General features: G+C 41.9%; 16 protein-coding genes, 1 tRNA gene and 2 pseudogenes. 14 read left to right on the forward strand and 5 right to left on the reverse strand.

Translation table 11 applies throughout. The annotated features are described in order from the left end of the window. Window positions 1-25 precede the first annotated feature (25 nt). Complete coding sequence (locus tag HMPREF9449_RS01535; protein ID WP_009135463.1) at window positions 26-2,035, forward strand: urocanate hydratase; 2,010 nt, start codon at window positions 26-28, stop codon at window positions 2,033-2,035. A gap of 295 nt (window positions 2,036-2,330) precedes the next feature. Here the strand turns inward: HMPREF9449_RS01535 and HMPREF9449_RS01540 are convergent. The 4 genes from HMPREF9449_RS01540 to HMPREF9449_RS01555 all read right to left on the reverse strand — a co-directional run bounded on the left by HMPREF9449_RS01540 (window position 2,331) and on the right by HMPREF9449_RS01555 (window position 7,309). Beyond that, a tRNA-Gln gene (locus HMPREF9449_RS01540) sits at window positions 2,331-2,401 on the reverse strand. A gap of 100 nt (window positions 2,402-2,501) precedes the next feature. Further along, complete coding sequence (locus HMPREF9449_RS01545) at window positions 2,502-4,442, reverse strand: SpoIIE family protein phosphatase (protein ID WP_009135464.1); 1,941 nt, start codon at window positions 4,440-4,442, stop codon at window positions 2,502-2,504. Between the two features lie 179 nt (window positions 4,443-4,621). Beyond that, window positions 4,622-5,413, reverse strand: a complete 792-nt coding sequence (locus HMPREF9449_RS01550) for a creatininase family protein (RefSeq protein WP_040611511.1) — start codon at window positions 5,411-5,413, stop codon at window positions 4,622-4,624. A gap of 147 nt (window positions 5,414-5,560) precedes the next feature. After that, window positions 5,561-7,309 carry a peptide MFS transporter gene (locus HMPREF9449_RS01555; protein WP_009135466.1) on the reverse strand — a complete coding sequence of 583 codons (1,749 nt, stop codon included), beginning with the start codon at window positions 7,307-7,309 and terminating at the stop codon, window positions 5,561-5,563. A 91-nt stretch (window positions 7,310-7,400) separates the two neighbouring features. Here HMPREF9449_RS01555 and HMPREF9449_RS01560 point away from each other — a divergent pair, with 91 nt between their 5' ends. From HMPREF9449_RS01560 to HMPREF9449_RS01580, 5 genes are all read left to right on the forward strand, one after another. After that, a complete protein-coding gene (locus HMPREF9449_RS01560) occupies window positions 7,401-8,939 on the forward strand; it encodes a bifunctional ADP-dependent NAD(P)H-hydrate dehydratase/NAD(P)H-hydrate epimerase (protein ID WP_009135467.1) in 1,539 nt (512 codons plus the stop codon). A 40-nt stretch (window positions 8,940-8,979) separates the two neighbouring features. Beyond that, complete coding sequence (locus HMPREF9449_RS01565) at window positions 8,980-10,116, forward strand: DUF4831 family protein (RefSeq protein WP_147639998.1); 1,137 nt, start codon at window positions 8,980-8,982, stop codon at window positions 10,114-10,116. 84 nt (window positions 10,117-10,200) lie between these two features. After that, window positions 10,201-11,979, forward strand: coding sequence for a chloride channel protein (locus HMPREF9449_RS01570; RefSeq protein ID WP_009135469.1), 1,779 nt, complete (start codon window positions 10,201-10,203; stop codon window positions 11,977-11,979). A 65-nt stretch (window positions 11,980-12,044) separates the two neighbouring features. After that, window positions 12,045-12,905, forward strand: coding sequence for a cation diffusion facilitator family transporter (locus HMPREF9449_RS01575; protein WP_009135470.1), 861 nt, complete (start codon window positions 12,045-12,047; stop codon window positions 12,903-12,905). Between the two features lie 127 nt (window positions 12,906-13,032). Next, window positions 13,033-13,254, forward strand: coding sequence for a DUF2795 domain-containing protein (locus HMPREF9449_RS01580; protein WP_009135471.1), 222 nt, complete (start codon window positions 13,033-13,035; stop codon window positions 13,252-13,254). Window positions 13,255-13,852: 598 nt separating this feature from the next. Here HMPREF9449_RS01580 and HMPREF9449_RS01585 read toward each other — a convergent pair. Next, on the reverse strand, window positions 13,853-14,764 hold the full coding sequence (locus HMPREF9449_RS01585) for a DUF5106 domain-containing protein (RefSeq protein WP_009135472.1): 912 nt from the start codon (window positions 14,762-14,764) through the stop codon (window positions 13,853-13,855). 345 nt (window positions 14,765-15,109) lie between these two features. Between HMPREF9449_RS01585 and HMPREF9449_RS01590 the strand changes: the two genes are divergently transcribed. The 8 genes and pseudogenes from HMPREF9449_RS01590 to HMPREF9449_RS16665 form a co-directional block, all read left to right on the forward strand. After that, window positions 15,110-15,595 carry a hypothetical protein gene (locus tag HMPREF9449_RS01590; RefSeq protein ID WP_009135473.1) on the forward strand — a complete coding sequence of 162 codons (486 nt, stop codon included), beginning with the start codon at window positions 15,110-15,112 and terminating at the stop codon, window positions 15,593-15,595. 284 nt (window positions 15,596-15,879) lie between these two features. Then, window positions 15,880-18,096, forward strand: a complete 2,217-nt coding sequence (locus HMPREF9449_RS01595) for a TonB-dependent receptor (protein ID WP_009135474.1) — start codon at window positions 15,880-15,882, stop codon at window positions 18,094-18,096. A gap of 48 nt (window positions 18,097-18,144) precedes the next feature. Then, window positions 18,145-18,417, forward strand: a pseudogene (locus HMPREF9449_RS16805) (heavy-metal-associated domain-containing protein); the annotation flags it as partial. Between the two features lie 90 nt (window positions 18,418-18,507). After that, window positions 18,508-18,924, forward strand: a pseudogene (locus HMPREF9449_RS16810) (heavy-metal-associated domain-containing protein); the annotation flags it as partial. A gap of 147 nt (window positions 18,925-19,071) precedes the next feature. Further along, entirely contained in the window at window positions 19,072-22,209 is a 3,138-nt protein-coding gene (locus HMPREF9449_RS01605; RefSeq protein WP_009135476.1) for a SusC/RagA family TonB-linked outer membrane protein, read from the forward strand. 11 nt (window positions 22,210-22,220) lie between these two features. Next, entirely contained in the window at window positions 22,221-23,693 is a 1,473-nt protein-coding gene (locus HMPREF9449_RS01610) for a RagB/SusD family nutrient uptake outer membrane protein (RefSeq protein WP_009135477.1), read from the forward strand. Between the two features lie 25 nt (window positions 23,694-23,718). Beyond that, window positions 23,719-26,139 (forward strand): zinc-dependent metalloprotease, encoded by a 2,421-nt coding sequence (locus tag HMPREF9449_RS01615; protein WP_009135478.1) that lies wholly within the window; start codon window positions 23,719-23,721, stop codon window positions 26,137-26,139. Between the two features lie 320 nt (window positions 26,140-26,459). Then, a partial coding sequence (locus HMPREF9449_RS16665) for a hypothetical protein (RefSeq protein ID WP_009135479.1) occupies window positions 26,460-26,695 on the forward strand: 236 nt, incomplete at its 3' end.

Below are 26,695 nucleotides of genomic sequence, written 5' to 3' on the forward strand. Positions count from 1 at the left end.
TTAAAAGAATTTAAGGAATTGCTATATGACTTTAGAAGAATTTCAACAATCGATACGGGAAGGGATACCCGTGGAATTACCTGTTCCCCAACCTTATGATCCGCAGATTAACCATGCTCCCAAACGGAAAGATATTTTGACCCGGGAGGAAAAGCAATTGGCCGTTCGCAATGCTTTACGTTATTTCGATCCCCGGCATCATGCTGTTTTAGCTCCTGAGTTTGCAGAAGAATTGGAGAAATACGGACGCATTTATATGTATCGTTTCCGGCCTGCTTATGAAATGCATGCCCGCAATATCCGGGAGTATCCGCACAAGAGTTTGCAGGCAGCGGCTATTATGGGGATGATTCAGAATAATTTGGATAAAGCAGTAGCTCAACATCCTCATGAATTGATTACCTATGGAGGAAATGGGGCTGTATTTCAGAATTGGGCCCAATATCGGTTGACGATGAAATATTTGTCGGAGATGACGGATGAACAGACATTGGTTTTGTATTCCGGTCATCCCATGGGGTTATTTCCTTCTCATAAAGAAGCTCCCCGCGTAGTGGTTACCAATGGAATGGTTATTCCGAATTATTCCAAACCGGATGATTGGGAAAGATTTAATGCCTTGGGGGTTTCTCAATATGGACAGATGACTGCAGGATCTTTTATGTATATCGGTCCGCAAGGAATTGTACACGGGACGACAATTACCGTTTTGAATGCCGGTCGTAAAATTGCCAAACATGGAGAGAGCCTGGCGGGTAAATTATTTGTTACTGCCGGTTTGGGAGGAATGTCCGGGGCCCAGCCCAAGGCAGGCAATATTGCCGGATGTGTCAGTATTACGGCAGAAATAAATCCGAAAGCAACTCAAACCCGTTATGAGCAAAAATGGGTGGATGAGGTGATAGAGGATTTGGACCTGTTGATGGAAAGAGTAAAGAAAGCGAAAGCGGATAAAGAAGTTGTTTCTATTGCTTATCAGGGAAATGTGGTGGATTTATGGGAGCGTTTGGCGGAAAGTGACATATCGGTGGAATTGGGATCGGACCAGACGTCCTTGCATAATCCCTGGGCTGGCGGATACTATCCGGTAGGGCAGACTTTTGAAGAAAGCAAGCGGATGATGGCGGAAGAACCGGAATTGTTTAAGGAAAAAGTACAGGCGACCCTAAGGCGACATGTAGCAGCGATCAATAAATGTGTGGCTCGTTTTGGTACTTATTTCTTTGATTACGGAAATGCTTTTTTGTTGGAGTCTTCCCGGGCAGGGGCAGATATTTTAAAACCAAATGGAGATTTCAAATATCCTTCTTATGTACAGGATATTATGGGACCGATGTGTTTTGATTACGGTTTCGGCCCTTTCCGTTGGGTATGTACGAGTGGAAAACCGGAAGATCTGGCAAAGACAGATGCTTTGGCCGCTGAGGTTTTGGAGAAACTGGCTTTGGAAGCACCCCAGGAAATCCAACAGCAAATGCATGATAATATCCGTTGGATCAAGGCTGCTGGAGAAAACCAGCTGGTGGTAGGTTCACAGGCTCGTATTCTCTATGCAGATGCCGTGGGACGTATTCGGATTGCAGAAGCTTTTAACCGGGCTATTGCAGAAGGATATTTGTCTGCCCCAGTGGTGTTAGGCCGGGATCATCACGATGTGTCGGGAACAGATTCTCCTTACCGGGAAACTTCTAATATATACGATGGTTCGAAATTTACGGCCGATATGGCTATTCAGAACGTCATTGGGGATTCTTTCCGCGGGGCAACCTGGGTATCTATTCATAACGGTGGTGGAGTCGGTTGGGGAGAAGTGATCAACGGTGGTTTTGGAATGGTGCTCGACGGCTCCAAAGAAGCAGATCTCCGTTTAAAAAATATGTTGTTCTGGGATGTCAATAATGGAATTTCCCGACGGAGTTGGGCCCGTAATGAAGGAGCTGTTTTTGCTATAAAACGGGCGATGCAGGAAAATCCTGCCCTTAAAGTAACATTACCTTATCTGGCCGATGATCAGTTGATCGAAAGCTTATTTTAAACAAAAAACAAGAAAATAGCCGGAAAATCTTTTACACAGTAGGGACGTGCCCTACTGTGTAAAACGATAAGAAATTTTGCTTCATCCGATGATCACATCTTTCTCCGTTTTCGGGAGATAGCTCGAAAATTTAAGACAACGGGAATTTCGGCAGGATCCGTAAACGTGTTTCAAGCCGAGGGAGAGACTATTTTAAAAGTAAAATTACACATTAGGGCACGTCCCTACTGTGTAAAATGAGGGATAAGATAAAGAAAACCGCTGAAATTTCAGCGGTTTATGTGTTCTTAGCGAGTTGTTCAACAAGGATTCGAACCTTGACTAACAGGACCAGAATCTGTTGTGCTGCCATTACACCATTGAACAGGGTCGGTTCTTTTATTTCAACGGCACAAAAGTAATCTTTTTTTTAATTCTGACAAAGAACGTAATCTTTTTTTTCGGAACAAAAATTTAAAGCGGAGATTTATTTTTTTCTCGGTAGATTCCATTCTTCTCCGTAGATAAGGGTGAAAAGTGTCAGATCGTCGCTTTGTTCGTATGCCTGTACGTGGGATTGTATGTCTTTCATGATTTCTTTGATAAATTCACGGGGATGTTGTTCCCGGTTCCGATGGATGATCTGTAACAGCCGTTCTTTCGTATAAAAGGCCCCTTCTTTATTTTCGGCTTCTGTTACACCGTCTGTGTATAAAAGTATGCCTGAGCCGGGAGAAAAGTGATAACTGTATTCCGGATAAGAATGATCTGTCAAGATTCCTAAGGGTAAATCGGCCTGTATGTCGAAAAAAGAGCAGGTCCGGTCCGGATAGGTAATGACAGGCGGCATATGTCCGGCATTGCAATAATTCAATGCGCCGGTTTTTAAATTGAGTACCCCTATAAAAAAAGTAACAAACAGATCGTTTTCGTTCCGTTCTGTAATTCTATTATTCAGAAAGCGGGCGATTTCTGAAGGAGATGTCGGTTTGAAAGAAAAGGAACGCAGCAGACTGATGGTATAGGACATCAGTAAAGAGGCCGGGATTCCTTTGCCGGAAACATCTCCGATCGCAAAGTAAAGATCGTCTCCCAGGAGAAAGAAATCGTAGAAATCTCCTCCTACCTGCCGGGCCGGGTGAATAACTCCATAGAGTTCTACGTGGGGATATCCCGGGAAAGAGGGAAAATCTTTCGGCAGCATGCTCATTTGAATGTCATGGGCAATGCGGAGTTCACTTTCCATTTTTTCTTTGACGGCAGTTGTTCTTTCCAGATTCTGCATATAACTTGACAATTTTTTTTGCATTTTGCTGAAAGCAGAGTGCAACTCCTGCATCTCATCTTTCGATCGGATAGGAGGTAAGCAAGTATTAAAATTTCCTTCTGCTATAGAAACGGTAGAGAGTGTAAAATTTTTTAACGGCTGGGTAATTTTCCGGACAGTGAGCGTACAAATCAGGCAAATTAAAATCAGAAATACTAAAAACAGGCAGGAGACCACTATGTTAAAACGGTTTAATCCTTCGTAGATATGTTTATAAGGGCATATGGTAGCTAAACACCACTCTGTGCCGATAATAGGAGAATAAAAAATATAAGATTTATCGTTATGGTCGAAAAAAGTGGCATTCCCTCTTTCTCCGTTAGCAATCCGTTTGGAAATACTGATAATGGAAGTATCAGGCATATGGGAGGCTTGATGAAAAATATTCTCTTCTAATCCGGTTTGCAGGGAATCTTGATGATGAAGAATAAAGCGTCCTTCCCGGTTAATGATAATAATGTAACTATCCGGATAAGGTTTAATCGAGTCGATTAATTCCGTTAACCAATTGAGGGGAAGGTCGACGGAAAAGATGCCGATGATCTGGTTCTGAGAATCCCGTAAAGGAACAGAATAAGTGGAAGTGATAATATTGGACGAAGACAGTTCATGATAGGGACGTGTCCATCTGGACTGATTTTTTTCTTTGGAAAGTTTATACCAGTTTTTCTGATAATAGTCGTAATTACTGCCGATAAGGGTGGTAATTACGCTATCTCCTTGCATATAAGAATAGGGGGCGAAATGATTACCCTTGGTAGGAAAGTAGTTTGGTTCAAAAGCAATGGCGCAGCCGAATATTTCGTCATTGTTTTTTACAACCTGGCGGGTAATATTGAAAATAGAGTCGGGATGGTTTACATAAGTTGGAAGCAGCCAACCGAGATTTTCCGGAATTTTTTCAATCGTCTCCATCAGGCGGGATACACGGAAGTTAATCTCATCCGCTTGTGTCGATATTTTTTGATAAGTTTGCTTTTCGATATATTGGGAGGCAATATGATAAAATGTACCGAATCCTGCTATAAATAGTGCAATCAGAAATGATAAAATATAGACATTTAACTTTGCTGCAAAAGAATGGGTAAACCTTAAGAACATATTTCTCCTTTCGTTAGCCTGCAAATATAGTAAACTGGGTAGATAATACAAATTTTCCCAAACGGGGAAAAGCAGGTACATTCAAGTCCGCGATAGAAGGGCAGAAGATTCGAAACCCTCCTTAAGAGAGCAGATTAGCGGTTTCTCCAGCCTGAGGGCCCTGCTTATCTTCCACAATATTAGACCTTTCCCTTGGGAAGAACCTTTTCGTATATATCTTCAGTTTGTGCCAATTCGATAAAAAGTTGTCCTAATTTTTTAGTGACGGCCTCTACATAGCATTTCCCTTTTTCTGCGTTGGCTTTCCTGGGGTCACCGATACCTGTGTCGGTAGTTACCCTCTGCCAATTGCGGGGTATCCAGGCGATTTTTTCATTGAGGGAGGGAAGAGAAAACGGGTGACTATCCCCCGTACCGGCTAATGGCATATTTACTCGTTCCGGATGGTAATGCAGCATAACCGAGGTTTCTAATTCTCCGGCATGATCGTCTTTCTCTTCAAAAAAATTATTCGGGGGCACGATGGTAAACCATTCGGTTGAGGCGATGAGAAAGTCCGGATAATCTACTGCCAGATCCCGGATCATATTTTTGAAATTATTTCCTCCGTGTCCGTTAATAATGACCAGTTTGCATAGGCCTTGGTAATGAAGGGAAGCGACAATATCGGTTAAAATGGCTTTTTGGGTTTCGTAACGGGAATGGATGCAAAATGGCAGATCCCGTTGTCCTGGATTTTGCGAGCCCATAAATACAGGAGGTAAGACCATACACCTGATTTGGTGGGATCTCCATACTTGTTGTGCCGTATCCAAAGCTATTTCATGTGATAAAATACAATCGGTCAGATAAGGCAGGTGTTGGTTGTGTGGTTCAGTGGCTCCCCAAGGTAAAATGGCCAACGAATAGGCATTTTGTTTGATTTCCCCGTAACAAGCTGTACTTAAATCAATATTTCCATTTGCTTCCATAGGCGGACGATGTTCAATGATATCTTCACAAAGATAGGGGATATAATTTTTATTTTCCTTTCCCGGGTATGAAAAGAGGAAAATTCTATACAATTTTTCATTTAAATAAAAAAGCGGTCTATCACAGGACCGCTTTTTTATCATTTTTTATTTTTTCTCTTTCTTCTTGTGGGCTTCTTCGGCAGCTTTTAATTGCTCTTCAGATTCCCGGGTTACTCTTTCCAACCGTTTCATAATGGAGAAGATGAATAGGGCAGAAAGTGCGCAACAAATAATCAGAATTCCCCATAATACGGGTAAGCTTACTTTTTCCCATAAATAACCGATTACACTGGTCAGGTAATTTCCGACGGCAGTAGCTGCGAACCATAGTCCCTGCATCATACCTTTATATTTAGGAGGAGACACCTTGGATACGAAGGAGATACCCATAGGACTCAAAAATAATTCGGCGCAGGTAAGGACCAGATAAGTATTGATCAGCCAATAAGGAGATACCATTTGGCTTTCTGATAGTGGATGGCTTGCCAGGTCGGAGGGAGCTGTTAATCCGAGAGAGCCTACTAATAAAATGACAAATCCGAGGGCGGCGATGATCATACCGATTCCGATTTTACGCGGTGCGGAGGGTTCTTTTTTCTTGCTGCTTAACCAGCTGAAGAGGCCTACGAATATAGGAGTAAGAATGATGATAAACATCGGGTTAAATTGTTGGAAAATCTGAGGAGTATAATCCGTTTGATGGCTGGCAAAATTTTTCTGGTATACAAAATAGAGTACTACAGCGAAAACCGCAGCCATTATACCTCCTATGGGTTTTGTTTTTTTATCTCCTGTAAATAAGAGGAACAAACCGTAAAACAAAAGAATAAAAGGAACCGTTCCGGAAAGCGAGAAGAGGAGGCTGGATATACCACTGATATGAGATGTCGTATAATCCCGGGCAAAGAATGTCATGGTCAGTCCGTTTTGGTGGAAGGACATCCAGAAGAAGATCACTACGATAAACACCAATATTAAAGCGATAACGCGTTCTCTGGTCTGTTCTTTTGTCAATTCCAACACAACAGCGTCTTTATCCCCTTTTCCTTGTGCTTTTTCTTTCTCTGTCGCATCTGCAGATTTATAATATTTACGGAAACCGGCGAATATGGCCAGGGAGGCAATCAGACTGATACAAGCCACTCCAAAACCGTACTGATAGGATTGACTTAACGTATCGATGTAGGTATGTGCAAATTGTTGTAAACTGCTTAAGTCCGTTATAGAAGCGCCTTGGGCGGTTGCCAGATTGACCAGTTCTTCGTAGCCGGCAGATCCGGGAGCAATAGTACCGTCAAAGAGCTGATGAGCTAAAGCCGGAATTTTGCTGTTGTAAACCATTCCGGCTCCTTTCAAGATGTAGTTGGAAATGGCTTCTGCCATACTGGGAGCAAAAAATGCTCCGATATTGATACACATATAAAAAATACTGTAAGCCAGATCCCGGTTTTTACTGTATTTCGGGTTATCGTATAAATTACCTACCAATACCTGTAAATTCCCTTTAAAGAAACCTGTTCCTAAAGCGATGAATCCTAAAGCGATAAACATGGGAATTGCCCCGCTTCCGATGGGAAAAGCCAGTAAAGCGTATCCCAAAAACATGACGATAGTACCCAAGGTAATCGTTTTACCGTACCCCAGAAATTTATCAGCTACAATACCGCCGATGACAGGCAGAAAGTAAACTGCTGCCAGAAAAATACCAAACACCTGACTGGTTGCAGCCGAACTCCAGCCGTAGTGAGCCTGTAAATACAGGGTAAAAATAGCTAGCATTGTATAGTAACCGAAACGTTCGCCCGTATTCGTTGCTGCTAGCACAAATAATCCTTTAGGATGTCCATTTAACATAGTAGCGTGTATTTAAATTAATATTATTTTTTCAGCGGGAGCAAATATAAGAATTTTTCTTTATTTTTAATGTTTAAAACGTTTGAGTAAGATGATGAAGATGTTAAATCCTATATTTAAAACGGCGCAGCTGACTGCCATCGACCGATATACAATTGAACATGAGCCGATAAAGTCGATCGACTTGATGGAGAGAGCTGCCCGGAACTTTACTAAAAAAATGTTAGAAAAAATTCCGGAACCTCGGAAATTCTGTATTGTAGCCGGTAGTGGAAATAATGGGGGAGATGGATTTGCTATTGCTCGTATATTGCAGGAAAAAGGATGGAAGGCAAGGGTCTGTCTGATCGCTTATTCCAAAATGAGTCCCGATTGTGAGATAAACCGGCATCGGTGGAAAGGGGATTGCCGGATGATAGAAAGCGTGGAGGAAATAGAATTTGAAGAAGACGAACTGATTGTAGATGCGATTTTCGGTTCCGGGTTGAATCGGAAAGTACAGGGACTGATAGCGGAGATCATTGGGAAAATCAATAAGAGTCCGAATGTGGTAATTGCGGTGGATATTCCTTCCGGTTTGTTAGGAGAGGATAATTCCCGGAATGATAAGGAAGCGATCGTTCGGGCGGATTATACATTTACCTTTCAGTTCCCGAAACTGGCTTTTATGTTCGCAGAAAATTATCCTTTCGTAGGAGAATGGGAAGTCGTCGATATCGGTTTATGTGCGGAAAATATCCGGTCTGTTCCGACCGATTATTTTTATTTGTCGGAAGATTTCGTTTCAGCACTCCTTCCGCGTCCAGGAAAGTTTGCTCATAAAGGAACAAACGGACACGGGCTTTTAATTGCCGGGTCGGCGGGAATGATGGGGGCAGCTGTGTTGGCTTCCAAAGCTGCCATACGTTCCGGAATCGGATTGTTGAGCTGCCATGTTCCTGCGCAGGAGAGGACGATTTTGCAGACAACCGTTCCGGAAGCTTTAATCGGAGTAGATCGTTCAGAGAAATGTTTTTCCGGAATAGATCACTTGGATCCGTACACGGCCATAGCTATAGGACCGGGACTAGGGAAAGCACCGGAAACCGTTGAAGGAATAAAAGAATTGCTTATCCGGTGGAAGGGAAAAATGATATGGGATGCCGATGGTTTAAACATTTTGGCTGAGAACAAATATTTGCTGGATTTTCTTCCGGAGAATAGTATACTTACTCCTCATCCAAAAGAATTTGAGAGATTGGCAGGAAAAAGTGAAAATGATTTTGAGAGATTAAATAAATTAAGCATTTTTGCAAACCATTACCGGATATATATCTTGTTAAAAGGAGCACATACCGTCATTGCTTCGCCCTGTGGGAAATGTTGGTTTAATACTTCCGGAAATCCCGGAATGGCAAAAGGAGGAATGGGGGATGTTTTGACGGGAGTATTGTTGGGTCTTGTGGCCAGTGGTGTTTCTCCTTTAGAAGCTGTCCTGACCGGAGTTTATGCTCATGGATTGGCAGCCGATTTGTTGGCGACCGAAAAAGGGTATAGGGGAATTTGTGCAGGTGAAGTGGCAGAAAATTTGGGCAAAGCCTGGCGTATTTTAGAGGGGGGGACGAAAAGAACAGATATAAGCGGAAAATGAGAACATAAAAAGCCGGATGGGAATTCAAAACAATAAACGTATGAAAAGAATTATTTTGATTTTTATAATGGGGATAGGGATTTATTCTTCCCTTTTTGCACAGAAAAAGAAAGAGATCAGTACACCGGTTACAGTGGATTATTGTTTGCCGAAAGTAAGTTATCTGTTGACTGTTCAAATGGAGTATACCAAATTTATTCCGGGACCTTTTCAGCAGTATGCCGAAAAAGAACTGGGGGTAAGGCCGGAAATAACGGCACCCCGTGAAGAATGGAGCATTTTGAGTATAAACATTCTTCCTCGTTATATGCCGGATGAAGAAGCTTCCTATTCCTTGTCTGCCAGCGGAGATTACAATCCTGTATTGTTGAGCTTGAGTCCGGAAGGATTTTTGGCTGGAGTAGCAGCAGGGCCAATTCCTATGAAAGTGACGGATTCGGAAGTCGTTTATAAGGCTTTTAGTCGGGATATGCAGGAGGAGGTAGACATCACGGCTTTGAATACCTATAATCCTTTAAAAGAAGTATTGGATACCAATTATACGTATCAGGAAATTGACGGGGTAATGAAAAAAATTTGGGATCCGATCATTCGTTATACGTCCAAAGCGGATGCGGATATTATGAACGAGGCGGTGAAAGAAATTTTCCGGATTCGTTCGGAACGAACCCGGTTGATTGCGGCTGAAAATGAGATTCCGGACGGGAAATCGCTGGAGGTTATTCTGAAGGAGTTTGATCGGATGGAAAAGGATTACCTGACTCTTTTTATGGGAAAAAGTACGCGTCAGCTTGTGGAACGTACCTTCCTTGTTTCCCCTGAAAAAGAAGGAGTACCGGTTTTAGCTTTTCGGTTTAGTGAATCGGAAGGAATTACTGCAAAGAAAAATGTGTCGGCTATTGCTTATAGTTTAGTAGCAGAGAATCTGTTTATTCCTTATAAAAAAGCGGCGGAGACCGTTCAGAATGCTTCTCCGGTTGCGGTAATACATTATCGGGTTCCCGCCATTGGAGATATAAAATTAGTCCGGGCGAATGAAGAATTACAGCGCTTCCGGTCTGTAATTCCGCAATTGGGTGTAATTAAAACATTTCCGATTGATGTAGTGGGCAATGAGGGATTTATGCTGGAATTTTATCCGGAATACGGTTCTTTAAAAAGTGTAAGTAAAAGATAACGGAAAGGGGAGAGACCGGAAAAAATTTAATCTTCGGGTGTGGAGGAGAAGAGGATGCGTTAAAATGTAAAGTATATTGTTGCTATGGCATGGTGGAGTAACTGGTTTGGGCGTTTTTTAATTTGGCGGATACGTTATGTGAAGGAAAGGAATTTTATCCTTTTCCTGAGCTTACTTGTGGGAATCGTATCGGGTTTGGCTGCTGTGCTTTTGAAGAACATGGTGCATTATACACATCTTTTTTTTACGGAACGTTTACAGGTAGACAGCGGGAGTTTATTGTTTTTTATTTATCCGTTTATCGGTATATGGCTGACTTCTCTTTTTGTAAAATATTTTGTACATGAAGATATCAGTCATGGGGTCACAAAGGTGCTATATGCTATTTCCCGGCGCAATAGTATGATAAAACCTCATAACAATTATTCCTCCATGATTGCCAGTACGATTACCATCGGTTTTGGTGGTTCTGTCGGGACGGAGGCTACGATTGTATTGACGGGGGCTTCTATCGGTTCGAATCTGGCCCGTTTTTTCCGGATGAACTATAAGGTGATGACTCTGATGATCGGATGTGGTGCGGCGGGAGCTATTGCCGGTATTTTTAAAGCTCCCATTGCCGGTATAGTCTTTACCTTGGAGGTATTGATGCTGGACTTGACGATGGGATCTCTGATTCCTTTGATGATTTCGGCCATATCGTCCTATGTGTTGGTTTATTTTCTGATGGGGGATGGAATTGTGCTGGACTTTGCCGTTCACGAACACTTTGCTTTGGCGAATGTACCTTATTATATTATACTGGGGGTATTCTGTGGATTTTTATCCGTTTATTTTATTCGGATGAATATCCGGATTGAACATTTTGTGACGAAAATCAAAAATCCGTTTCGAAGGGTGTTGGTGGGAGGAGCCTTATTGGGTTTGCTGATTTATATCTTTCCCCCTTTATACGGGGAAGGTTACACTTCTCTTCAGGATTTGTTGACGGATAATGCGGATAATATTTTAAATAACACTTACTTTTTTAGTTTGAAGGACAGTGCTTTCATGGTCTTTCTCTACGTAGTCGGTTTGGTTTTTGTGAAAGTGATTGCTACGGCGTTGACGAACGGTAGTGGGGGAGTAGGTGGAGTTTTTGCTCCTTGTTTATTTACGGGGGGGGTCGGAGGTTTTTTGATTGCCAATCTGATTAACTTGTCGGGGGTGGTGACGGTGCCGGTAAGTTATTTTGTGTTGGCAGGTATGGCTGGAGTCATGTCCGGAGTCATGAACTCTCCTCTGACGGCTATGTTTTTGATTGCGGAGATTACAGGAGGATATTCTTTGCTGGTGCCTTTGATGTTGACTTCTGTTGTGGCTCATTTGACGGGAGGCGGTATGGAGCCTCATTCTATCTATGCCAGGCGTTTGGCGATGAAAGGGGATTTGATTACCCACAATAAAGACAAAGCCGTTTTGACATTGATGAAGCTCGATAAGGTCATTGAAACCGATTTGAAAACGGTATCCGTAGAGGCTACTTTGGGAGATTTGGTGAAAGTAGTATCCCGTTCTTCCCGGAACATCTTTCCGGTGATCGATTCCAAAGGAGAATTATTGGGAATCGTACTCTTAGATGATATTCGGAAGATCATGTTCAATCAGGATTTGTATGAGACCACTTATGTTCGGGATTATATGACAACGCCTCCCACCGTTGTAGATGTAATGGATCCAATGGATGTGGTGATGAAAAAATTTGAAGAGACGAGTGCCTGGAATCTTCCGGTCATTCAAGATGAAAAATATATCGGTTTTGTTTCCAAAGCGAAGATTTTTAATACCTACCGCAGGGTGTTACAGCATTTCTCAGACGAATAGGTTTTCGGATGGGATAAACACTTGGGAAAGGCTACTGAAGGATTATAACTTCTAGAGGAAAGCATATGAATACCAACAATAAGCTCGGCTACCGGGAAGGAGTGGTTTCCGTTGTATTGAACCTGCTTCTCTTTGTATTGAAATACTACGCGGGTATAGTGTCTGCTTCGGTGGCTCTTATTGCGGATGCATGGCATACTTTATCTGATTCGCTGACTTCTCTGGTGGTGATATTCGGGATCCGGATGTCCTCCCGAAAGCCGGATAAAGAGCATCCTTTCGGTCACGGGCGTTGGGAACAGATTTCAGCGATCATCATTGCTATATTGCTGGCTGTCGTTGGTCTGGAATTTGTAAAAGATTCCATCGGGCGTTTGTCTTCCCGGGAAGCGGCTGATTTTGGCTGGTGGGCTTATGGGGCGACCCTTGTCTCCATTATAGTAAAAGAAGGCTTGGCGCAGTATGCTTTTCGTATAGCCCGTATCACGGGTAATGCTTCTGTAAAGGCCGACGGCTGGCATCATCGCAGCGATGCTTTATCTTCTCTCATGGTCTTAGGCGGATTGTTGTTGAGCCCTTATGTTTGGTGGATAGATAGTGCTTTGGGAATCTTGATTTCCGTCTTGTTATTTTATGCCGCTTACGGAATTATCCGGGAGGCTGTAAATAAAATTTTAGGAGAAGAACCTTCTGAAAAGATCGTTTTGCAGGTAAAGGAAATTGTCAGACAGGAAATGGGAGTTGTCGCTTATCCTCATCATTTTCATATTCATCACTACGGAGATTATGCAGAATTTATTTTTCATATAAAAGTACCGGGGGAGAAAACAGTAAAAGAAGCTCATCAACTGGCGACGAAAATAGAGGACCGGATTCAGAAGGAATTAGACATGACGGCAACTATTCATGTGGAACCTTTAGATTAAACAATTGGTATTCAGTTAATTGGTTATTATTGTATAGGAATGTTAATTTATGCCATAAGCCTTGTTTTTTAATGTAAAACCTTTACTTTTGCGGAAATTTTAAGGAAACGGTTAAACACAATATATTATGTACTGGACTCTAGAACTTGCGTCGAAATTGGAAGATGCACCTTGGCCGGCATCGAAAGACGAATTGATAGATTATGCTATCCGTTCCGGCGCGCCAATGGAAGTGATTGAAAATCTTCAGGACATCGAAGATGATGAGGAGATTTTTGAGAGTATTGAAGATATTTGGCCGGATTATCCGAGTAAGGATGATTTTTTCTTCAACGAGGACGAGTATTGAAAAAATGCGCTGAAATGCGCTGAAACAATGAATTACAAAATGAAAGACTATTGCTGAAGCGGTAGTCTTTTTTTCGTTTTAGTGGGAAAAATACATATTTTGCTCTCCAAAGATGACGTACTTTGTACTAGATTGATGATTTTTATTTGAAAGATACAAAACCATTAAAGGTTATTTTTCCTGTTGATGCTAGAAACAATGGCAATTCTTATGATGTTATGTGTTTGAGGAAGAACATTTTTTATCAAAGGAGATGAAGTACATTACTGTTATTACTACCCTCTCAAATACGGATATTTTATAGAGGAACAGAAAAGGATATGGTATACCAATAGCTTACCTGAGGCCTTAAAAATAAGTTTACAGGGAGTTAATTATTAACATAAAAATTATAATTCACTTTATTTCCGGTTTTTAGTGATGGACGAATTGTTTGTAATTTATAGATAGCGGTTCATAAAGCGGAAAAAAGCGGAAATATTAAAATCAAAAAGTAATATGTTGTGACCGGATAAGGAGAGGCATTTTCCATATACTAAATTATTTATGAAGTATTCTAATTATTTGTAGTTTTTGTAAAAAGCAATATGATCGCCGATTACAAGTGTAAATAGGCTTCTATAGCTTGCCAGGGAGCGTCTTTTAAAATGACTTTTTTATTTTGGTCCAGTAAATATAACGTAGGGATGGCGTCTAAGTTATAAAGATTTTGGTGGGTGATTTTTTGATCGGCATCGTATCCAGTGATCCAGGTGGAGGGAATTTCTGCTAATTTATTCCGCCACAAAGTTAAGTCTTGGTCGGGATACAGGGCTAATATTTGTAATGTCTTCTCTTTCAATAACTTATTGATGAGGGGGGAGGAGGAAAGTTGTTCGACTGTATGTTTACATTCGTGACAATCGGGATTATAGAAAATTAAAAGAGTATAAAGGGCCGTAATTCCGGATAAGCGACCGGTCTTCCCGGATGGGAGAGTATAAGTAAAATCTGTAGCCTGATGCCCGGGACGATTTTTCCGGGCAATTTCTAACTGATGTCGCGGACGTATTTTATTTATTTCTTTCAGGGATGTCGAGTGGATCACATAGTCCAGCACGGGGATATAGAGTTCCTCATTTCGGATAGGAGAATTCGGATCGTAAAGATATTTCTCGTACAAACCGGTGAAATAGGAAAACATAGAGGAGGAGCCGGCCTCTGCTTTGCCGAGCATAGCTTTTATGCTTTTCGTTTGATCCGTTTGATCGACATAGCCTAAAATTTGCAGATAATTGACAAAAGCCTGTTCGCTCACTTCCGGTAAAGTTATAAGCGTACTGTCCCGGAAGTCAAAATGATCCCAGTAATGAGAAAGCAGATATTTTGTCTTTTCTTCTGGATTTACAAGCATAGAAGGTATTTCCGGTAGTTGGAATGTTTTTTTCAGGGGAATATCGGAAGATTGTCCTTTTAAAGAAAGACAAGATAAAGCGAGGACAATACCCAGTAAGAAGGTAAAAAATTTCATAACCGTTTATTTATCAGATTTTATTCGATACCGATACAAATATAGAAAAAATTGCTTCCAATGTTCAAAGATATACGGAAGATTAATGCTTCTTTGGGAAGCGGATGAATGCTGAGCGAATTTATGGAACGGATGTTAATGATTAATTTTCGGTCAAAATCGAAGGTTGAATTATAACGAATCGTTAATTCCTTATGCTCTTAAATCGTTAAACTTTTAATGTCCTAAGAGTTTTTAAAATTATTTTTTTTCATTAAAATTTTGTTTTTTATTTATAAAAAGTTTGTATAATTAAAAATATATATTAGATTTGCATTAATCAGTAATCTAAAGTTTGAATACCCCATGAAACTTTGCAGATACATATTAGCTGTTTTTCTATCGGCTCAGATTATCTTATTGGGGGTAGGGCAAACGCGAATTCTTTATCGGTGTATAAAATGCGCTAAATCCACGAACAACATTTTTGTACGGATAGAAACCGGAGCTTACAATGATGGTAGTTGTTCTTGTGGAGCCGGGGGATGTGCTTGTGAAGGAGGAGGGGGTTGTGCTTGCGGCGAACGGGGATCCGAAGAGGCAGAGTCTCATCATTCTTGTGGAAGTACGGGCTGTGCTACGATGAAAATTCACAAACTGGAGATGCCCACTTTGGCGCAATCATTGTGTTTGGACCATATTTATTTTTCCACGGTTCAGTTGTGTGCTGATCCTTATTTATCTTTCCTTATTTCTGCATTGCCTGAAAGGCAGCAAAATTTTCTCTATTATGATACGGCAGCTCCACTGCCCAAAGGATACCTGCATAAAATATGCGTACTCCTGATTTGATTCCTGGATTTTGAGTAGGACGGTTGTTTGTACAGTTTGTGCAGACAGGGCCGGGATTTTTGATCCGGGGAAAGGTATGGGGGAATTTGTGTCGTCCTCCGGCCTTTCCAGCAATCGGCCGGAGTTTTGGTGAAGCTCCGGGAGACAGTTAAAGTGGTGTAATAACAAAAATTTTGCTTGGTGATATACAAATTTTCCTGTTGGTTTTAACGGGATGATTGTAGGTACTCTCTGTCTCTATCCGAAACGGTTAAATAGGAATATTCATTTAAAAGAAAATTCAAATGAGATTTTTAAGTATAATTTTTTTCGTATGTTTTGTGATGCCGTCTCATGCTCAGGTGAAGGGTACGGTAAAGGATGCAAAAGGGAATCCCATTTTTATGGCTAATGTTTTTTGGTTGGGTGCTACCCAGGGAACAAGTACGGCTGAAAATGGTTCCTTTTCCATTGAAAAATCGTCGGAATCGAATAAGCTGATTGCCAGTTTTGTCGGTTTTGCAAATGATACGGTTTTGGTAAAAAGTAAGAATGCGACGGTAAATTTTGTATTACAGGAAGGTGTAATGTTGGAGGAATCGACCGTGGTCGCCCGGAAATTAGGTTTGATAAAAATCCGTTCCAGTGTGTTGAACGAAGAAATGATTTCCAGTAGCGAATTATTGCGGGCAGCTTGTTGTAATTTGGGGGAGAGTTTTACTACAAATCCTTCTGTTGACGTCAGTTATTCTGACGCGGCAACCGGGGCCAAACAGATCAGATTGTTGGGTTTATCGGGGACCTATGTACAGATGCTGACGGAAAACTTCCCGAATTACCGGGGGGCTGCAGCTCCTTTCTCTTTGGGTTATGTGCCGGGACCCTGGATGCAGAGCATCCAGGTTTCCAAAGGGAGCTCTTCTGTAAAAAACGGCTATGAATCCATCACCGGACAAATTAATATTGAGTTCAAAAAGCCTCAGGTTCCGGAAAATCATTTATATCTGAATGTTTTTGCCAATCATAAAGAACGCTATGAAGGGAATATTGATGGAAATGTGCATATTAATAAAAGATTGAGTACCTCTATTTTAGCTCATTATGAAAACGAGACAAAAACGCACGACGATAATGGAGACGGTTTTTTGGATATGCCGAGAGTGGAACAATACAATCTGCAGAACCGTTGGGCCTGGATGGGGGATCATTACGTATTTCAGGCGGCGATAAAGGCTTTGAAGGAAGACCGGAGCAGTGGGCAATCTACGCATTCTCATAGCGGCGCAGCGATGCCGGAGGGGGAACTTTACAGCATCGGACTGAAAACAAAACGGTATGAAGCTTTTACAAAAAATGCCTACATTTTCAATAAAGAGAAAAGTACCAATGTCGCCTTGATTCTTTCCGGTTCTATTCATCAGCTGGATGCTTTGTACGGGCATAAGTTCTATAACGTAAATCAGAAAAATCTGTATGCTTCCCTGATGTTTGAATCAAATATCACCAAGGAACACAATATTTCCACCGGTTTGAGTCTGAATCACGATTATTACGATCAGGATTATCGTTTGACAAATAACCTGGAGGAAGAGGGAATGGAGAGTAAAGAGAAGGAAACTGTGCCGGGAGCTTATGTGCAATATACGTTTAATTGGAACGACAAGCTTGTTTTGATGGGAGGAATCCGCGCTGACCACAGTAGTGAATACGGTTTTTTTGTCACTCCCCGGGCCCATATCAAATATAATCCCAACGATATTATTAATTTCCGTTTTTCGGTTGGAAAGGGTTACCGGACCAACCATGTGCTGGCTGAGAATAATTTCCTTTTGGCCAGTGGCCGGAAGGTCGTTATCGATAAGCATTTGAAACAGGAGGAGGCCTGGAATTACGGGACCAGTGTCGCTACTTACATTCCGCTTTTCGGTCATACCTTGAATATCAATGCGGAGTATTATTACACCCGTTTTCAAAATCAGTTAGTGGTGGATTTGGATTCCGATCCTCGTCAGGTACATTTTGCCAATCTGGACGGCAAATCTTATTCCCATACGTTTCAGGTAGAGGTAAACTATCCTTTTTTCCGGGGATTTAACTTGATGGGAGCTTATCGTCTGACCGATGTACAGACTACCTTTAATCAGGTGTTGAGAAAAAAACCGCTTACGGGGAGATATAAAGCTTTGTTGACGGCTACCTATAAGACGCCTTTGGACAAATGGCAATTCGATGTCACGCTGCAATTCAACGGAGGAGGGCGTATGCCGACCCCTTATTTGCTGGAGGACGGAACGCCTGCCTGGGAAGCAAACTATCATTCTTATCGTCAGCTCAGTGCGCAGGTTTCCCGGTTTTTCAAACATTGGTCGGTGTATATCGGTGGAGAGAATATGACGAATTTTAAACAGAAAAATCCCATTATCGGAGCGGAACACCCTTGGAGCGACCGTTTTGATTCGACGATGATTTGGGGTCCCGTACACGGTTCTATTTATTATATAGGTGTCAGAGTAAATATATAGTTTATTAACTTTTAATTTTAGATTATGAAAACTGTAAAAATTTTTAGTATGCTGGCTGTGCTTTTAATGGGGACAGTGTCCTGTATGGCCAAAGAAATTAAAACCGTTGTATTTAAGACCAGTCCCGAGATGCATTGTGCAAATTGCGAGGAAAGAATTAAATCCAATCTTCGTTTTGAAAAAGGGGTAAAGGATATTCAGACCAATTTGGAAGATAAGACAGTGACGATTAAATACGATGCTGCTAAGACGACTGTAGAGCAGTTGATAGCTGGATTTAAGAAAATCGATTATGTAGCCACTGTTTATGAAGGCGGGTCTTCTGTATCGGGAGAAAATTCTTCAAAATCTACGGGAAGTTGCTGTGAAAAACCGGTGGAGGGAGTTGCTACGGTTTGTTTTAAAGCTGCTCAAATGGGATGCGGCGGGTGCGTTGCCAAAGTACAGAATAATATGAAAACCGAGGCGGGAGTTAAAAATATTGTATGCGATCTGCCGACCAAATCAGTAAAAATCGAATATGATCCGGCAGTGACTGATGTCGAAAAATTGAAAGCAGGTTTTCAGAAATTTGAATACGTGGTGACACAATACTATCCGGAAGAAAACATGGCTTATGTTTTCTTTGAGGCGAATCAGATGAATTGTGGAAGTTGTGCCCGGAAGGTGAAGGAAAAAATAGGAGCAGAACCCGGAGTGAAAGAAGTGACGGTCTGTTTGTCTACTAAAGTTGTTTGCATCGCTTATGATTCTAAAATCAGTAGTGTGGAAAAGTTGACGGAGGGATTCAAAAAATTCAATTACGACGTAACAGAATGTTATAAGTAAGAGGCGATTCAGACATACAGTTAGACAAATATAGTCGAGATAGCCTGCGATTGACGGAAAGGGAAGTGGGAAAAATTTTACGACGCTTCCCTTCCGCTAACCTGAATCCGGTGTACCGGGAAAATTACTAACTTAAGACAGATTTCTATGAAAAAGAGACTATTATTATCTATACTGTTTTTCGTATTTGCGGTAAAACTCTTGGAGGCGCAAGATATTACGATAAAAGGGACGGTGTTGGCTGAAGAGGATAATCAACCCTTATCCGATGTGACCATTTTGGTTAAAGGTACGAATATCGGAACAATCACAGATGAAAAGGGGCATTTTAAACTGGATGTCCCGGTTTCGGCGACAATTTTGGTAATTTCTTATGTAGGGTATGAATTACAGGAGATACAGATTGCAAAGAACGTAAAAGTATATATGAAAAAAGAGGCTGCATTAATCGATGAGGTCGTCGTTGTAGCCTACGGTACGCAAAAGAAAAATGCTTTGACGGGGGCTGTTTCTGCACTTCGTTCTGAGGAGTTTGAGGGACGTCCTCTTTCCAATCCGATAGCTGCTTTGGAAGGAAATATATCCGGGGTTCAAATGGCCGGAGGTTCCGGTAAACCTGGTACGGTTCCCGATATCCGGATCCGCGGATTTAGTTCGGTAAATGCTTCTAATGCTCCTATTTATGTGGTGGACGGTGCTATTTTTAATCGCAGTACGGGCGATTTGAATGTAAATGATATCGAATCGATTAGTATCCTGAAAGATGCTGCTTCTGCTTCTTTATATGGTTCAAGTGCAGGAAATGGAGTAGTATTGATTACCACCAAAAAAGCCAAAAAAAATGGCAACACACTTCATTTAAACATTAGTCAGGGATTTTCCAGTCGTGCCATTCGGGAATATAAAAGGGTGAATCTTTGGGAATATTATCCTTTGCAATGGGAGATGTTGAAAAATCATTATTATTCATACGGATATGAGGGAGGAGATGGTATGGAGGCGGCAGAATGGGCTACGAATACCTTGGTGAGTTCTTATCTGATGTACAATCCTTTCAAAGGTGTTGCGGATACGGAAGTTGTTGGATTGGATGGAAAATTGAATCCGAATGCTACGACTTTACTATGGGGAGACGATATGGATTGGCTCGGAGCAGCAGAGCGATTGGGATATAGAAGTGAGTATAATTTTTCCTATGGGATAAAGAACGACCGTTCGGATACCTATGTTTCGTTCGGATATTTAAAAGACGACGGATATATGAAGCGGGCTACGATGAACAGGTATAATGCCCGGGTCAATGTAAATTTTTATCCGGTTCATTGGTTCAGTACGGGCATAAATATTGCTGCAAATAAGGTAGAGTCCAATCCCGGTTTTAGTGCTGGAGTCGGAAATCCTTTCGGTTTTTCCAGATTTATAGGTCCTATTTATCCGATATATAAGCATGATCCTGTTACGGGTGAATATTTGCTGGATGGAAGCGGGAATAAGCAATATGATTACGATGGGATTCGGGGCAAAGGAGGATTAAGTCGCCGGCATTCTTTGGCCGAGATGACCTGGAGCGAATATACGAATGTCAGAGATGCTATGGATGCACGCCTTTATATGGGTTTGTATCTGTTTAACGGCTTAAAATTCACTGTAAATGCTTCCATGGAATCTTCCAATACAAATAGCAGTACATACAATAATCGTTATACCAGTGATAGTTCGCCCGGAGGCGGTTTGACCAAATCCGCCGTTCGTCTTTATTCTTATACGGTAAATGAAATTTTATCTTATCAGCAGCGGTTCGGAGATCATCATCTGGACATTATGTTGGGGCATGAAGCTTATGCTTTAAAGAATAAATACAGTAATGTTACCAAGAATGGCGAGATCATGGACGGTTTGCATGAACTTTCTAATTTTCTCACGACCGGTGAGACGAATTCTTATACCGATACTTACCGGAAAGAAGGATATTTTGGGCGGATCAGCTACGATTATGCCAATCGGTATTATGCTTCTTTTTCTTATCGGCATGATGGTTCTTCTTGTTTTTCGAGAGATACCCGTTGGGGAAATTTCATGGCATTCGGTTTGTCGTGGAGAATCGATCAAGAACCTTTTATGGCTAATGTAAAATGGGTTGATCAGTTGAAATTAAGGGCTTCTTACGGAGAAACCGGGAATGATTCCGGGATCGGTTACTATCCTTATCAGACCTTATATGAATTGGGAAAAAACAATTCTTCCGAAGAAGGTATTCTGTTTAAGAGCAAAGGAAATGAAGGTTTGAAATGGGAAACTCAGGTCACGAAAGACATTGCGTTGGAATTCGGGTTTTTCGATGTGGTGAGCGGATCAGTAGAAGTTTTTTTCAAGCAATCTCAGGATTTATTGTTTGATGTACCCCAGATGGTTTCTTCCGGGATTACCTCTGTCTGGGAGAATATCGGTAAAGTAAATAATAATGGGGTGGAATTCGATTTAAATTTCAAATTGATCCAGACAAAAGATTGGAATTGGAGTTTGGGGTTAAATGCAACTACTGTAAAAAATAAAGTAAAACGCTTTCCGGAAGGTGTGACAGAAATTATAAAAGACAGAAAGCGTATAGCGGTAGGGCGTTCGATTTATGATTTCTGGCTGAAAGAATATAGGGGGGTGGATCCTGCTGACGGAGCTGCTTTGTATCGTTTTGACCGGGAAGGAGGAGCGGTATGGTCGGACGAAGATTGCCGGACGATAAACGGGGTAGAAGTGACGACAAAACAGGCGAAAGCCAAGTATCACTATGCGGGGAGTGCTATCCCGGATTGGTACGGTGGTATCAATACTTCTTTGAGCTACCGGAATTGGGAACTTTCGGCTCTGTTTTCCTATGGAATAGGAGGAAAGGTATACGATTACAGTTATATGATGCTGATGTCTGTAGGCCAGTATGGAAGAGCTATGCATGCGGATATAAAAAACAGGTGGCAGAAACCGGGGGATATCACCGATGTGCCTCGCTTGGACGGCTATTATGTCACTGATTTTAATGCAGAATCCGATCGCTGGCTGGTGGATGCAGACTATTTTAGTATGAAATCTCTGACGGTAGGGTATGCTTTGCCTATGCGCTGGATTTCTAAGATTGGAATAAAATCGGCAAAAATGTCTGTGACCGGTGAAAATTTGTTTGTATTGAATCATCGCCGGGGAGTAAATACCCAAGAAGCTTATACGGGTAATTTATCCGCAGGCTGGCTTCCCGCTCGTACTTGTACGTTCAGGTTAAATGTAACTTTTTAAATTCGACGGCTATGAGAAAAATAATATATTCTATACTTCTGGGAAGTATTTGTATCTCTGCTTGTAAATCCGATTTTTTGGATACTTCTCCGACGGATCAAATCGGACAGAAGATTGTGTTGAATTCTTTGGATAATTTATATAAGGCGCTGAATGGGATTCATCGGGTGATGATAGCCCAGTATAGTAAACGGCCTTGCGGGGGCGAACCGACCATGAGTCTCTATAAAGATACCATGGGAGACGATCTGGTATTGACGAATAACAGTTCGTCCTTTGCGGATGCCTTGGGATGGATAGAGCATCGGGATCCTTCTTCCGGATTGTGTCTGTTCGGATTTGAAATGTATTATAAATTTATCCTGAATGCCAATCAATTGCTGGAAAATGTAGATGTCGTACCGAATACCGATCCTGTGTTGCACGATGGAATAAAGGGGGAAGCCTTGTGTTTCCGGGCCTGGTCGCATTTTCAGCTGGTTCAGCTCTATGGAATCCGTTACCGGGCCGGCGTAGAAAATTCTCAGCTGGGAGTTCCTTACCGCAAGGCGTCTTCTACGGAGGCTATGGCCAGAAATACGGTGGAAGAATGTTATGCTTATATTCACGAAGATTTGGACGAAGCGATTTCTTTGTTGGAAAATTATAAAGCTGCTGCGGTTACTCATTTTTCCTTGAAGGTCGCCTACGGAATAAAAGCCCGCGTATTCCTGACCCAACAGAATTATAAAGATGCTGCAGAATATGCGGATTTGGCCATTCAGACAGCGGAAAAAGAAGGTTTTAAGTTGATGGAGGGAGACCAACTGCTTTGCGGTTTTTATAATTTACTGACCGAAGCCAAGGAGACGATCTGGGGGGCCCATCCTTTAGAAGACCAATCGATCTGGTGGTGGTCCTATTACGCTTTTATGGGTTGGGATATCGATAATGAACGGGAAGTGCGTTGTATCAATTCCAATTTGTATGAAACATTGAGTGAAACCGACATCCGCAGAAATTGGTGGGATCCTACCGGAGAAGCAGAACGGCCCTCCTGGGTAATGGTATCGGCTCCTTACCAGCACCGGAAATTCAAAGCCAAAGAAGCTGAAATTACGATCGGTGATTTCCCTTATATGCGTTTGGCCGAATTGTATCTGATGAAAGCAGAGGCCTTGGCCCGGCAGGGAGGACGTGACGGGGAAGCTCAGACTACCTTGACAACTTTTGCTTTGACGAGAGACCCGGTATATACTCCTAAATCAGGGACAAATGCGGATTTGATAGAAGAAATCATGTGTCAGCGGAGGATAGAATTGTGGGGAGAAGGGTTTCGGTTTACAGACTTAAAGCGATTGAATCTGCCTTTGGACAGGACAAATAGTAATCATAGGGGAGATGTTTCGGGAATAATGGAGGTAGCTGCAGGTGATGCCCGGTGGGAATTTCTGGTTCCGACTTCTGAAATGAATACAAATTCTTTGATGGTACAGAATCCTTAATCTTTTATCAACGAAAGAACAGTTTATGAAAAAGTTTATTTTAATCGTGTGTATGTGCTGGATAGGGGTGACTGTTTCGGCCTTGGCGAAGGATCGGAAGAGGACGCTTCCAGAAGAAGATGCCGGGAATTATTCTGCCCTTATTCCGCCGACAGCCGTAACGAAGACCGGCCTTTTTACAGTCCACCAGGTAGGGGAGAAATGGTATTTTGAAATTCCGGATAGTCTTTTAAACCGCTTGCTGCTTTCTGTCACCCGTTTTGTTTCTGCTCCGGCTAATCCCCGTTTTTTTGGCGGGGAGGTGGCCAACCAACAAGTGGTGTATTGGGAAAAAATAGGTAGGAAAATGCTGTTGCGTGCTTATTTCCTTCATTCTTCTGCCGATGGAAAGGGAGAGATCAGCAAGGCTGTGGCCGTAAATAATGAGAGTCCGGTTTTGGCCTGTTTTCCGATAGAAGCGGAACGGAATTCCCATTCTTTAATTGAGATAACCGACTTGGTGGAAGAGGATATACCGGCTTTTTCGATTCGGCCCGTTTTGAAAAGCCGGTATGAAATTTCCGCTTACCAAAAGAATAAATCTTTTATAAAAAGTGTCCGGACATTTCCGCTCAATACGGAAGTAAAAACGCTGCGTACTTATCTGGTTCGATTAGATGAAAGTGGGCAAAAGGACTGTATTTTTCCGGTAGCAGAAACGACGGGATTGATTACAGCAGAGCTGAATACTTCCTTTATTTTATTGCCGAAGGAGCCGATGAGGAGGCGTTTATACGATTTGCGGGTGGGGTATTTTGCCCGTCAGTATGAATTTTACGGAGACGAACAGCAGACGGCTGGAAATAAAAAGTTTATCTGTCGTTGGCGTCTGGAACCCCGCCCGGAAGATGTGGAAAAGATGAAGCGGGGAGAACTGGTGGAACCTCAGAAGCCGATTGTATTTTATATCGACCCGGCTACTCCTCGGAAATGGAGGAAGTATATGATAAAGGCTGTGGAAAGTTGGCGCCCGGCTTTTGAAGAAGCCGGCTTTAAGAATGCCATTTACGCCCGGGAATGGCCGGAGGACGATCCGGAGATAGATATGGAGGATATCCGTTATTCGATTATTCATTATATTGCTTCCCCGGTGGCGAATTCCAACGGGCATCAGATCAGCGATCCCCGGAGTGGGGAAATCATTCAGGCGCGGGTGGGCTGGCATCACAATGTCATGAAACTGGTACACGATTGGTATATGGTGCAAGCCGGCATCAACGATCCACAGGGTCGGAAGATGTGCGTGAATGAGGAGTTAATGGGGCGTTTGATCGAATTTATATGCGCACATGAAATCGGACATACTTTAGGTTTGCGTCACAACTTGGGAGCGAGCCGGCAAACGCCGGTAGAAAAGCTGAGGGATAAAAAGTGGTTGGAGGAAAACGGGCATACGGTGTCCATCATGGATTATGCCCGTTTTAATTATGTCGCTCAACCGGAGGACAGCGTGAGTGTAGACGGACTTTTCCCGAGAATCGGTATCTATGATAAATGGGCCATTCAATGGGGATATACTCCCCTTTGGGGAACTTCGGATGACGAAGAAGACCGCCTAGTGCTCAATGAGATGATCAAAAAGAAACAAAAGGAAAACAAACGGCTTTGGTTCGGAGCGGAAGGATATAACCGCGATCCGAGGTGCCAGCGGGAAGATTTGGGAGATAATCCGGTGATCGCGGCGGAATATGGCATCCGGAATTTAAAACGGGTGATGAAGGTTTTACCGGAATGGACTTACGAGGAAGGGGATTTTAATACCCATTTGCTGAGTATGCACCGATCTATAATTGATCAATATCGCCGTTTTCTCATTCATGCTGCAGTCCATATCGGCGGCATTTACCGGAATTTTAAAGTTGCGGAGGAAGCAGGGATCGTCTACGAGCCGGTAGAGCGGGAAATGCAAAAACAAGCTTTACAATTTTTGAGTGATTATTTATTTACTCCTCCCGATTGGTTGTTTGGAGAAAAATATTTGTACCGGATTTATGAATCTCCTCAACGGGAAATGTATAAAATTGTAGAAGATGTATTGAATCCGGAAGAATATCCGTTATTGGATCCGGAGACTTTTATCGGTATGAAAGATTATGCTGCCGATCGTGTAGGGTGTTATACGGTGGAAGAATATTTGTCCGATCTGAAACATATTCTTTTCGGTGAATTACAGACCCGTCAGACCATTGGGAATTTCAGAAGACATTCCCAGCAAATTTGTGTAGAGTCTATGGTTTCCCTTTTAAATAATGAAAAATATAAGAAGACGGATGTGCCGGTCATTGCCCGGAATTTTTTGGTTGGGTTGGCACAGGATATCCAGAAAAATAAGAGTTATTTTAAAGATACGGTTTCCCGGGAACATTTAGCTTATCTCTATGCTAAAATTCAAAAGCAATTGGAATGAAGTTTAACTATTCAGGTGTTTTACCTGTGAAAATGTTTAAATGTCCCTATGAGAAATGTTGCTTGGAATTTGAGAAATCGTTCTGAAGAGTTTTTAACTCACTCTACATTCTGACTTTTAAATATTTTCACAGGAGGAACATTTGAAAATAGTAGTCTTTCTAACCTGTTCAGTTTTGTAATGATATTCTTTATTTTTTGTTGTAAAAAAACATATTATATTGAAAAAGGTTAATTCATGTTTGGATTTGTAATTCGATTTTGATATATTTAATCCGTTATATAAAGCAGAGTATTTCGATTGCTTCAAACTAAGAGGATATGTCACGAATTACAGAAAACATATTGTCAATCCTTTCGACTTTTCTATTCGTTTGTTTTCTTTGGAGCTGCAGTGAGGACAAAAAAGAAGAAATTCTCCCACCGCCAGTGGAACCTTGTCTGACGGTAAAAGCAGATCTTTATCCTTTGAATGCTCAGGGAGACAGTACTGAACTGGTGTTTACCACCAATGAATCCTGGAATATCGTTACGGAAACCGAAGAGGAGAAGCGGGA

Origin of the sequence: Odoribacter laneus YIT 12061 (genome assembly GCF_000243215.1) — a bacterium.
GTDB classification, from domain to species: Bacteria; Bacteroidota; Bacteroidia; order Bacteroidales; family Marinifilaceae; genus Culturomica; species Culturomica lanea.